Source organism: Microbacterium sp. SS28, from assembly GCF_022761035.1.
Classification (GTDB): domain Bacteria; phylum Actinomycetota; class Actinomycetes; order Actinomycetales; family Microbacteriaceae; genus Microbacterium.
In genome coordinates, this window is record NZ_JAKWJP010000003.1 from 228,111 (window position 1) to 239,422 (window position 11,312).

An 11,312-nucleotide genomic window follows, 5' to 3' on the forward strand; every position below is an offset into this window, starting at 1 on the left:
TGTGTCTCTCTCTTGATTCGGGATGCTGGGATCCGGGATTTGTCGGACCTGAAGGGCTCAGGCCAGGACTTTTGCGAGGAACTCCCGCGTGCGCGGGTGCTCCGGGTCGACGAGCACCCGCTCGGGCGGGCCCTCCTCGAGGATTCGGCCGCCGTCGACGAACACGATGCGATCGGCCACCTCGCGGGCGAAGCCGATCTCGTGCGTGACGATGATGAGCGTCGTGCCGCTGCGCGCGAGGTCGCGGATGACGTCGAGCACCTCGCCCACGAGCTCGGGGTCGAGCGCGCTCGTCGGCTCGTCGAACAGCAGCACCTTGGGGCTCAGCGCGAGAGCGCGAGCGATCGCGACGCGCTGCTGCTGGCCGCCCGAGAGCTGGCGCGGGTAGTGGTCGGCCTTGTCGCGCAGCCCCACGCGCTCGAGGAGGCTCAGAGCGAGCTCGCGCGCGGCATCCTTCTCCAATGCACCCGTCGCGATCGGTGCCTCGACGATGTTCTCGACGGCGGTCAGATGCGGGAAGAGGTTGAAGTTCTGGAAGACGATCCCGACCTGCGTGCGGCGCTTGAGGATCTCCTTCTCGCGCAGTTCGTACAGCCGGTCGCCGCGGCGCTCGTAGCCGATGAGCTGGCCGTCGACCGTCACCGAGCCCTGGTCGACCGACTCGAGGTGGTTGATCGTGCGCAGCAGCGTCGACTTGCCCGAGCCGCTCGGCCCGAGGATCGCGACGACCTGACCGGGCTGCACCGTGAGGTCGATGCCCGCGAGCACCTCGACGCCGCTGTAGCTCTTGTGGACGTTGTGGATCTCGACGAGCCCGCGGGTCGCGGGGGGCGTGGGGATGGTCACCGTGCTCATGCTCCTGTTCCTCCCGAGAACGTGGCGTCGTTGCGGGTGCCCTGCTGCGCCGCGACGACGAGGGGTGCGGCATCCGCTCCCGCCAACGGCGGCGGTGCGGCCTTGTCGTCGCCGAGTCGCGCCCACTGCACGGACGACCAGTGGCGGAAGCGCTGGATCGGGGTGGGCGGCAGCACGCGGACGGCGCCGCGGGCGTAGTGCCGCTCGATGTAGAACTGGGCGATGCTCAGGATCGTGGTGATGATCGTGTACCAGACGACCGCGACGAGAAGCAGCGGGATGACGCGGCTGTTGCGGTTGTAGATCACCTGGACGGCGTAGAAGACCTCGGGGATCGCGATGACGAAGACGACCGACGCACCCTTGACGAGGCCGATCACCTCATTGGTCGCGTTCGGGATGATGGAGCGCATCGCCTGCGGAAGGATGATCCGCAGCAGGCGCTTGCTCGCCGGGATGCCGAGGGCTGCGGCCGCCTCGGTCTGACCCTGGTCGACCGACAGGAGGCCGCCGCGGATGATCTCGGCCGAATACGCCGCCTGGTGGAGGCTCAGGCCGAGGATCGCCGCCGCGAACGCGCTGATCAGCTGCACCGTCGGGAACTCCACGATCCAGAAGTCCGTCGTGAAGGGCGTGCCGAGTCCGAGCGTCGGGTACAGGTAGCCGAGGTTGTACCAGACGATGATCTGCACGACGAGGGGCACGGAGCGGAAGAACCAGATGTACGACCAGGCGGCGGCGTTGAGCAGTGACGACTTCGAGAGGCGGGCCAGCGCGAGGAGCGTGCCGAGGACGAAGCCGATCGTCGCCGAGATCGCCGTGAGGGCGAGCGTGTAGCCGACACCGATGAGGACGGGCTCCGAGAAGAAGTACTTCGCGAAGACGTCCCACTCGTAGTTGGCGTTCGTGACGAGCGACCACGCGAACTGCGCGACGAAGAAGATCACGAGGGCCGCGAGCGCCCAGCGGAACCAGTGCCGCGTGTGGACGACGCGGAACGATCCGAGATCGACGCGGTCGTCGCCGCCGCGTGCGGCGGCGGGCTCCGAGACGATGCGGGTGCGCTCGTCGGCGGTTGTGGTCATGGCGGTTCCTCGGCTCGAGATCCGGCTCCGTGGCCGGGTCCGCTCACGTTAGATGTGCGCCGTCACCCCCCGCTGGCCCGTGCATCACATCCCGTAAAGATGCGATACGCGAGGTAACACAGCTCACGCGTCGCGCAGAATGCGCTCCGTCGTGCGCGCCGAGAAGGCGAGGCTTGCGACCGGGATGCGCTCGTCCGCCGTATGGAACTGTCCGAACACGTCGAAGCCGTCCGGCACGCGCAGCGGCACGAAGCCATAGCCCGCGATGCCGAGGCGCGCGAAGTGCTTGTTGTCGGTGCTCGCCGGCAGCAGGTAGGGCACCACGAGGCTCCCCGGGTCCTCCGCGTCGATCGCGGCCTGCAGGACGTCCAGCAGGGGAGCCGCGACGTCCGCCTCGGTCGCCGACCACCAGCGCCCCCAGCGGATGTCGACGTCGTCGCCGACGACGGCCCGCAGCTCGTCTCGGAGGGCGTCGTCCTGACCCGGAAGCACGCGGATGTCGAGACGCGCGCTCGCCTCGGCGGGGATGATGTTCGTCTTGCCGCCGGCCTCGAGCACTGTCGGGGTCGCGGTGTTGCGCAGGCTCGCCCCGATGAGGGGAGCCGCGAGCCCGAGCGAGTCGATGTCGGCCTCGAGCGTCTCGTCGCCGAACGACAGGCCGCGCGCCTCGCCGTAGGCGCGCAGGAAGGCGTCGACGGCCGCCGTCCGCACGACGGGGAACCGGTGTTCGCCGATCGCCGCGACGGCCCGCGCGAGGCGCACGACGGGGTTGTCGGCGGTCGGTCGCGAGCCGTGGCCCGCGCGCCCGCGCGCCGTGAGCGTCGCCCACGCGACGCCCTTCTCGCTCGTTGCGGCGGGATACGCGCGGCGCCCGTCGACGAGGGGGATCGAGAAGCCGCCCACCTCGCTGAGCGCCTCGGTCGCGCCCGCGAACAGGTCGGGGCGGTTCTCGACGAGCCATCCAGCCCCCCACACGCCGCCCGCCTCCTCGTCGGCGAGGAACGCGAGCACGAGATCGCGATCGGGCACGATGCCCTCGCGGGCGAAGTGCCGGGCGGTGGCGAGGATCGTGCCCGCGAAGTTCTTCATGTCGACGGCGCCTCTGCCGTAGAGCCAGCCGTCGTGCACTTCGGCGCCGAACGGCGGATGCGTCCACTCCTGGCCCTCGACGGGGACGACGTCGAGGTGCGCGTGCACGACGAGCGCCCCGCGATCCGGGTTCCGGCCGGGGATGCGCGCGATGACCGATGCGCGGCCGGCGCGCGGCTCCAGGAGCTCCGACGCGATGCCGACCTCGGCGAGCCTGGCCTGGACGAACAGTGCGGCGCGCGTCTCTCCGTCGCCGATCGTCGCGGCGACGCCCGTGTTGACGCTGTCGATGCGGATGAGGTCGCGCGTGAGCTCGATCGCCTCCTCTTCGAGCGTCGCGAGGGCATGGTCGAGCTGCGGAACGAAGCGGGACGACATAGCGCGAGGCTACGGGGCACTCCTGCGACGGCGACAGCGTGACGCATTCTTTCTCCAGGTTGCGGGATGTTTCGTCACAGAGCGCGCCGTGTTCGCGCGCTCGCGAGACTCGTGGCATGTCTCACCTGATATCTCCACGAGAGCTGCAGGGTGAGTGGGAATCCGGTCGTCCCGTTCGCCTGCTCGATGTCCGCTGGCGCCTCGACGTGCCGGAAGGCCGGCCCGACTATGTCGCGGGCCATCTGCCCGGCGCCGTCTACGTCGACCTCGAGCGCGAGCTGTCCCGCCGCGGGTACCCCGAAGACGGCCGCTACCCGCTCCCCGAGCTCGCCGAGCTCGAAGCATCCGTCCGCCGCTGGGGTGTGCGCGACGGCGACTTCGTCGTCGCGTACGACGACAACGACGCTGTCGCGGCGGCGCGTGCGTGGTGGCTGCTGCGCCGGCGCGGCGTGCAGATCCGGGTGCTCGACGGCGGCCTGCGGGCGTGGGTCGCGCAGGGCTTCCCGCTCGAGCGCGGCGACCACGCACCCGCGCCGGGGAACGCGACGCTGACGGATGTCGATCCCGGCGCCGTCACGATGGACGAGGCCGCCCGCGCTCCTGTCGAGGGTTACCTCATCGACGTGCGCGCACCCGAGCACTACCGCGGGCTGACGGCGGGCCTCGACCCCGTCGCGGGCCACATCCCGGGAGCGCTCAACATCCCGGTCATCGCGCACATCGCCCGCGACGGGACGTTCCGCCCGCCGGAGGAGATCCGCGCCGTGCTCGATGCCTTCGGCGTCGACCCCGAGCGGCCCATCACCCTCTACTGCGGGGCAGGAATCTCGTCGGCCCATTCGGCTCTCGCGTACGCGCAGGCGGGCATCGAGACCCAGATCTACCCCGGCTCGTGGAGCCAGTGGGCGCGCTCGCCGCGGCGCCCCGTCGCCGTCGGCCGCACGCCCGCGGACGCCCTGCACGCCTGGTGACGGCAGGGCGCCCGCGACCCGTCAGCGCCGCCCGGCTCCCGGCCCGCCGCCCATCCCGCCGGCGATGGCCGTGCCTTCGGTCGCAGTCGCGGCAGCGGACCCGTCGACCAGCACCGTGTAGGCCGCGCCGTCCACGACGTCCGGCGAGGTGAAGACGACCGACGCGTAGGCCTTCTCGGCCGTGACCGAGGCCAGCACGGTGCCCGCGGCATCCGTGATCTCGATCTCGTCGCCCGCCGATCCGCTCACGCTCGCCGCGATCCACTGCTGCGGTGACGCGGCGTCGGGAGATTCCGCCATGCCGGCGCTGCCGACCGCGAGCAGCGTGCCGCCCGAGACCGTGATGCCGCCGTTCGAGTCGAGCGCGCCGTTGCCGTCGTTCGTGGGGCCGAACACGATCGTGTCGCCGCCCGTGATGCTCATCGAGCCGTTCGAGTCGAGGCCGTCGCCCGAGGCCTCGACGCGGAGCGTGCCGCCCGAGATGGTGAGCGTCTCTCCGGAGTCGGCCATCCCGCCGCCCCCGCCCTGGCCCGACGACGAGCCGCCGCTCGCGTTGACGCCGTCGTCGTCGGCCGTGATGTCGACGTCGCCGCCCGCGATCGTGATGTCGGTCGCCTCGAGGCCCTCCTCGGACTGCGCGACAGTCACGCTGCCCGCGCGGATCTCGAGGGCGGCTTCGGCGTGGATTCCGTCGTCGCGCGATGACACCGTCACCGTGGCGCCGCCGATGCCGACCGAGCCGTCGGCGTGCACGCCGTCGTCGGTCGCGTCGATCGCGACCTCGCCGTCGTCGATCGCGGCGACCACGCCCGCGCTGATGCCCTTCGCCCCGTCGGCGCCGATCGTCGTGAGCTCGAGCGTTCCGCCCGTCACGACGGCGTCCGTCGCGGCGGCGAGGCCGTCGTCGCCGCTGCTCGCTGTGACGTCGCCGCCCGAGATCCAGATGTACCCGCGGGTCGCGTCGTCGGCGGCGTCGCTCTTGAGGGCGTCGCCGCCCGCCGTCAGCGCGAGCGTGCCGCCCTCGATGACGAGCGCGTCCTTGCCGCGCAGCGCGTCGTCGGCGGCGTCGACCGTGATCGCGCCCGAGAGGATCGCGAGGTCGTCGGTGCTGACGATGCCGTCGTTGCCGTTGCCGCTCACCTCGAGCGATCCCGAGCCGGTGACCGTGAGGTCGGCGTCGACGTGGATCGCCGCGTTCGCCGCCGCGTCGTCGGCGTACGACGAGGCATCCGACACGCTGTTCTCGCTCCCGTCGGCGAGCGCGATCACGACGTCGTCGGCGCTCACGACCTCGATCGCTGCGCCGTCCGTGTTCGTGATGTCGGCGTCGTCGAGGATGAGCACGACGAGCGCGTCGTCGGGCGCCGTGACGACGACCGATCCCTCGAGCGAGCCTGACAGGCGGTACACGCCGGCCTCGGTGATCGACACGCTCGAACCCGTGAGCGCGATGTCGACCGCGTCGGCGGCGGACCACTCGTCGTCGTTCACGACGGTCGCGTCCTCGTTCGCGGCGAGCACCGCGTCGGCGTCGAGGTCGGAGTCGATCTCGGCCGTCACGGTGGCCTCGGTCGTCGTGGTTCCCGCTGCCGGCGTCGTGGCGGCGGGCTGCGTCGCGCACCCCGCGAGGACGAGCCCCGCGATCGCGAGCGGAAGGATGGGCAGGATCAGGCGGCGGCGCATGGCAGCTCCTCTGTTCGGGCGGGCTCTGTTCGGGCGTCGGTTCGGGCGGGAAGGGTCGTGCGAGTCGAGAACGGTCCGCGCAGGACGCGGTTCCAGCGGTTGTGGGGGAGGTCGGCGTGCAGGGCAGCGAGGCCCGTCGCGTACTTGCTGACGGTCGCGGGGCGGTGACCTGCGCGCCACAGGAGGCGGTCGATCCGGGATGCCGCGGCCGGCGACTTGGTCTCGACGATGACGACCTCGGGCAGAGCGAAGCCCGCGCCGCCGGGTTCGTCCCAGCGCAGGTGGGTGTCGATCGTCGCGCGGCCGAGGCCGTCGGACGCGAGCAGCGTCGTGCGGCGGTAGCGCGTCGTGAGCGTCGCGGCGAGCTCACCCGCGCGGTCGCCGTCGACGCCGATCGCGTCGAAGGCGTCCGCGATGTCGTCCCGCGCGCCGTCCGTGAGCACGCGCCGCGACCGCGGGTCGTACTCCGTGCGCTCCTTGACCGTCGTGCCGCGGGCGCCGCGGGTCTTGATCTCGAGGTACGCCGCGTCGGTGTCGAGATAACTGCGGGTGCGCAGCTTGAACCGTCGGCGGCGCGGCTGGGCCGCCATCCGGAAGCTCAGCAGGTCGGGGGTGTCGAAGTAGACCGACTCGTACGCGAAGTCGCGTGACCCGTCGATCTCGAGCACGCGGGTCGCGGGGTCGAGCGCCGCGAGCAGCCGCGCGGCGTCGCGCGCCGGGACGATGTACTTGCGGTCGACGCGCGTGAGCAGTGCGGCATCCGTCACGAGTTCGTCGAGCGTCACGGGCCCGAAGCCTTCGAGGGGGAGGGCGGTCATCGCGTCGCTCCGACGAGGGACGACGCCGCGACGCGGTAGCGGACGTCGACGAGCGTCGTGTCGTTGACGAGGTCGAGCTCCTGCACCGTGACCGACAGCACCTGGCCGCCGAGGCGCTCGGCGAGCTCGTCGCGCAGCTCGGTCTCGTCGGCGACGGCGCGGTCCAGGCGCACGGCCTGGTGCCGGCTGCGGGCGAGCACGCGCGGGTGGTCGGCCGCCCACAGCACGACGAGGATGAGCGCGATGAGCCCCGCGACGGGCCACGGGTCGCTCTGCGGCAGGCCCGCCATGAGCCCCATCGCGAGCGCCGCGAAGTAGTACGCGACCTCGCGCTGCGAGATCTCGGACGAGCGCAGCCGGATGATCGAGAGCACGCCGAACAGTCCGAGTCCGAGGCCCAGCGCGACCTCGGCGGTGCCGAGGACCGTCGCGACCGAGAGCACACCGACGTTGACGCCGAGGAACGCGACGACGAGGTCGCGGCGGTGGTGCCGGCGGTAGTAGAGCCCGAGGCTCAGCAGCAGCGCGGCGGCCAGGTCGACGGCGATGAGGATGAGGGAGGTGAAGGTCATGACTCCACTCGACCGTCCGCCGCTATGCGGCTCCTTTGCGTCGTCTGTGGCGCCGTTACGTCTTGCGATGCGAACACGAAGCTCTTCTGCACTCCGTAGCTCGTGACGAACAGCACGGCCTCCGTCGCGACCTTCGCGAGCAGCAGCGGCACGCCGAAGTCGGTGAGCGCCGTCATCCACACGACGTTCGACGCGAGCAGGGCGGCCGCGAGGATCGCGTACCTCAGCGCCTGCCGCACGAGGTCGCGGCGCACGCGCTGCCGGAAGACGAACCGCCGATTGACGGCGAAGTTGACGCTCGCGCTGAGGACGCGCGCCGCGACGATCGAGGGCACGAGCCAGCCCGTGAGCGCCGTGAAGAGCAGCAGTGCCACCGTGTCGACGACGAACGCGATCATGGACGATCCCGCGAAGGCGAGCAGCGGCAGCATGACCCGCGCCGAGTCGGCGACGGGCCGGAAGTGGCTCGATGCGTTCTGCCCGAGATAGACCGTCTCGATGGGCACCTCGCGCGTGCTCCAGCCGTCGCGGCGCGCGCGCAGCAGCACGTTCTGCTCGTACTCGAAGCGCTCCCCGGGCTGCTCGAGCAGCCACGGCAGCATGAGCGACGGGATGCCGCGCAGCCCCGTCTGCGTGTCCGAGAGGCGCCAGCCTGCCGCGAGCCGGAAGACGCCGCGCGCCGCGGCGTTGCCGACGCGACTGCGCAGCGGGACGCGGCCCGCGAAGGCGCGGCACCCCAGCACCATCGCGGGGGAGCCGGCGGCGGCATCCCGTCTCATCTCGTCGGCGACCGCGACGATGTCGGCGACCGTGTGCTGCCCGTCGGCATCCGCCGTCACGATGTCGTCGGCCGGGTGGGAGCGCATCGCGTGCGCGAAGCCCGTCTTGAGCGCAGCGCCCTTGCCGAGGTTGGTCTCGTGCGCGAGCACCGTCGCGCCGAGCGCGCGCACGCCGTCGAAGACGCCCGCGAAGCGCGCACCGCTGCCGTCATCGACGACGACGATCTCGACGTCGGGGTCGGCGTCCAGCAGCTCGCTCACGAGGAGGGGCAGCGCGTCGCCGGGCTCGTAGGCGGGGATCAGGACGATCACGGGTCACTCCGCGACGTAGAGGATGTCGCTCGTGCCGCGCTCGCCGCCGTTCGAGGGCTGGTTGACGACCTCGCCCTCGAAGTACATCGTCGACGAGCCTCCGCCGTCGAGGTTGTACGCCGTCGTCGCACCCAGGTCGAGCATGATCTGCGCGGCCTCGGTCATCGTGACGCCGCGGCTGTACCCCTCGCTGCGCCCGTCGACGACGACGAAGACGAGGTGGTTCTCGTCGATGACGCCGACGAGGGTGCGGGGCTGCTCGCCCTGGATCGAGTGATTGCCGAAGTTCGTGTCGATCTCGACCTGGTCGATGCCGTCGACGATCGCGCCGTCCTCGACGATCGCGGGGCCGAAGCTCAGCGTGTTCCACGCGCCCGCCGCGAGCAGCTCGGCGGCCGTCGTGGTCGTCTCGTCGTAGACCGCGACCGTGCCGTCCGTGTAGAAGACGAGGCCTTCGCGCGCGCCCTCGTCGCGATAGACGACGCCGTTGCGGATCACGATGCCCGTGTCGCGGAAGCCGTAGTAGTCGCCGTTGATCGCGAAGAGCGCGTCGTTGTCGGCGGCGATCGCGCTCGTGGTCTCGGTGATGTTCTCGCCGAACTGGTCCTTCGCGAATGCCGAGCGCAGGTCGGTCGCGTCGCCCAGGACGACGTCGGCGACGTAGTACGTGACGGTGTCGGCGCCCGTGCCGGTCACGACCTGAGACACCGTGACGGAGGTGTCCGACTGCGTCGTCGTGTCGGTCGCGGCGCCTGTGTCGGGCTCGGCTTCCGCCGTCGTCGCCTGATTCTCGGCCTCGTACGCCGAGACGTCCGAGATCTCGACGTGCTCGACCAGGAAGCGGTCGACGGCCCATGCGGCGCCTCCGCCGCCGACGAGCACGACGGCGAGGCCCCCCGCGATGAGGCTGTTGCGGATCCTGCGGCGGTGTCTGCGTCTCGAGTCCATGCTTCATGACTACGGACCCGACTTAGGCGGGACGCCGCCGCCGTCTATGAAGCGCCTATGGCATCATTCGCCCTCGGGGCCGAGCTCGTGCTCCGCGACGAACCGCGCGACGCGCGCCGCGAGCGTCTCGAGCTCGAGCACTGCGAGCGTGTTCTCGCCCGGCCGTGTGAGGGGCGCCGGGACGAAGAGCGTCCGCTGCGGGCCGTTGCGCCAGTACCTGCCGAGCAGCGTCCCGTTGACGAACGCGAAGCCCTTGCCCCAGTCGCCCGTGTCGAGGAAGAGGTCGTGCGCGGCGTCGAGCTCGAACGACCCCCTGAAGGACTGCAGGCCGGGAGACGCGGTCGGGGCGGAGAGGTCGACGGGCGTCGCCGTCCACGCGCCGAGCGGCTCGCCGTCGAGCAGGACGGGGCCCATGAGACCCTTCGCCTCCCCGAGACGCCCGTCGTAGTTGATGCGGCCCTGCTCCTCGACGACGAGCGTCAGCCGCTCCCCGGCGGGCAGGGCGATCGTGTGCTCGTGCCGCGTCCGCGAGAGGGCGCCGATGCGGCATCCGTCGACGAAGACCCACGCGTGGTCGCGGACGGCGCCGAGTTCGAGGATGCGCCCGTCGCCGCCCTCCGGCAGTTGGGTCTCGTAGACGACGAGGGCTCCGAGGTGGTCGAGGGCTTCGAACGTCGGGGGAGAGGGATGCCGCTCCTCGCCGCGCACGGCGGGCGCGAGCTCGACGCGCTCGAGGGGCACCTCGAACGCGGGCGCCGGCTCGGCTCGCGACGGCACCTCGTCGGGCACCGCGGCGTACCGCGCGATGACCTCGCGGAACGCGTCGTACTTCGCCGTCGGATTGCCCGCCTCGTCGAGCGGGGCGTCGTAGTCGTACGACGTCGTGATGGGCAGATAGCGGCCCTTGTGGTTCGCGCCGTTGGTCAGGCCGAAGTTCGTGCCGCCGTGGAACATGTAGATGTTGACGGATGCCCCGGCCGCGAGCAGGGCGTCGAGCTCGGCGGCCGCCGCCGCTGTGTCGGTCGTGTGGTGCACGCCGCCCCACCAGTCGAACCAGCCGTCCCAGAACTCCGAGCACATGAGCGGGCCCGTGCCCTGGTGCGCGCGGAGCGTCGCGAGCCGCTCGGTCGCGCGCGAGCCGAACGAGCCCGTCTTGTGCAGCTCGGGCAGGCTGCCGTCGCGCAGCATGTCGGGCTCGGGCTGATCGACGGTCGTGAGCGGCACCGTGATGCCGGCCTCCCGCGTCACGCGCACGAGTTCCGCGAGGTACTCCTTGTCGGACCCGTACGCGCCGTACTCGTTCTCGATCTGGACGAGCACGACGTTGCCGCCGCGGTCGATCTGCCGCGGCACGACGATCTCGTACACGCGCTCGAGGTACCGCGTGACCTCGGCGACGTAGCGCGGCTCGGCCCGCCGCAGTCCGATGCCCGGCATCGCCGTGAGCCACACCGGGAGCCCGCCGTTGTGCCACTCGGCGCAGATGTACGGGCCGGGGCGCACGATCGCGTGCAGCCCCTCGGCGGCGACGAGATCGAGGAAGCGGCCGAGGTCGTTCCAGCCCGTCGCATCCCATTCGCCGCGGCGCGGCTCGTGCGCGTTCCACGCGACGTACGTCTCGATCGTGTTGATGCCCATGAGCCGCGCCTTGCGGATGCGGTCGGCCCACTGATCGGGGTGCACCCGGAAGTAGTGCAGCGCGCCGGCGATCACGCGGTGCGGGCGGCCGTCGAGCAGGAAGTCGGTCTCGCCGATCGTGAACGTGGGCAAAGAGGTCTCTCTGTTCGTCGGAGGACGGATGCCGCGGCGCAGGCCGCAGGCA

The 11,312-nt window shown here is 71.4% G+C and carries 10 protein-coding genes; 1 reads left to right on the plus strand and 9 read right to left on the minus strand.

The annotated features are described in order from the left end of the window. Nucleotides 1-57: 57 nt before the first annotated feature. The 3 genes from MJ607_RS10215 to MJ607_RS10225 all read right to left on the minus strand — a co-directional run bounded on the left by MJ607_RS10215 (nucleotide 58) and on the right by MJ607_RS10225 (nucleotide 3,407). Complete coding sequence (locus tag MJ607_RS10215; protein ID WP_243075486.1) at nucleotides 58-855, minus strand: amino acid ABC transporter ATP-binding protein; 798 nt, start codon at nucleotides 853-855, stop codon at nucleotides 58-60. Further along, nucleotides 852-1,940, minus strand: a complete 1,089-nt coding sequence (locus MJ607_RS10220; protein WP_243075487.1) for an amino acid ABC transporter permease — start codon at nucleotides 1,938-1,940, stop codon at nucleotides 852-854. The genes MJ607_RS10215 and MJ607_RS10220 overlap by 4 nt, the downstream gene beginning before the upstream one ends. Before the next feature lie 123 nt (nucleotides 1,941-2,063). Further along, on the minus strand, nucleotides 2,064-3,407 hold the full coding sequence (locus MJ607_RS10225) for a M20/M25/M40 family metallo-hydrolase (RefSeq protein ID WP_243075488.1): 1,344 nt from the start codon (nucleotides 3,405-3,407) through the stop codon (nucleotides 2,064-2,066). Between the two features lie 116 nt (nucleotides 3,408-3,523). On the opposite strand from MJ607_RS10225, the gene MJ607_RS10230 reads away from it, so the two are divergent. After that, nucleotides 3,524-4,378 carry a sulfurtransferase gene (locus MJ607_RS10230; RefSeq protein WP_243075489.1) on the plus strand — a complete coding sequence of 285 codons (855 nt, stop codon included), beginning with the start codon at nucleotides 3,524-3,526 and terminating at the stop codon, nucleotides 4,376-4,378. Nucleotides 4,379-4,399: 21 nt separating this feature from the next. On the opposite strand, the gene MJ607_RS10235 is transcribed toward MJ607_RS10230, so the two are convergent. The 6 genes from MJ607_RS10235 to MJ607_RS10260 all read right to left on the minus strand — a co-directional run bounded on the left by MJ607_RS10235 (nucleotide 4,400) and on the right by MJ607_RS10260 (nucleotide 11,260). Further along, nucleotides 4,400-6,061, minus strand: a complete 1,662-nt coding sequence (locus tag MJ607_RS10235; RefSeq protein WP_243075490.1) for a carbohydrate-binding domain-containing protein — start codon at nucleotides 6,059-6,061, stop codon at nucleotides 4,400-4,402. Continuing rightward, complete coding sequence (locus tag MJ607_RS10240) at nucleotides 6,046-6,879, minus strand: VTC domain-containing protein (protein ID WP_243075491.1); 834 nt, start codon at nucleotides 6,877-6,879, stop codon at nucleotides 6,046-6,048. The genes MJ607_RS10235 and MJ607_RS10240 overlap by 16 nt, the downstream gene beginning before the upstream one ends. After that, the gene (locus MJ607_RS10245; RefSeq protein WP_243075492.1) at nucleotides 6,876-7,451 is read right to left on the minus strand and encodes a DUF4956 domain-containing protein; all 576 of its coding nucleotides are present in this window, start codon (nucleotides 7,449-7,451) and stop codon (nucleotides 6,876-6,878) included. The genes MJ607_RS10240 and MJ607_RS10245 overlap by 4 nt, the downstream gene beginning before the upstream one ends. Continuing rightward, entirely contained in the window at nucleotides 7,448-8,542 is a 1,095-nt protein-coding gene (locus tag MJ607_RS10250) for a glycosyltransferase family 2 protein (protein ID WP_243075493.1), read from the minus strand. Before MJ607_RS10250 ends, MJ607_RS10245 begins: the two co-directional genes overlap by 4 nt. A gap of 3 nt (nucleotides 8,543-8,545) precedes the next feature. Next, a complete protein-coding gene (locus tag MJ607_RS10255) occupies nucleotides 8,546-9,490 on the minus strand; it encodes a phosphodiester glycosidase family protein (protein ID WP_243075494.1) in 945 nt (314 codons plus the stop codon). 63 nt (nucleotides 9,491-9,553) lie between these two features. Continuing rightward, entirely contained in the window at nucleotides 9,554-11,260 is a 1,707-nt protein-coding gene (locus MJ607_RS10260; RefSeq protein WP_243075495.1) for a beta-galactosidase, read from the minus strand. Between the last annotated feature and the right edge of the window lie 52 nt (nucleotides 11,261-11,312).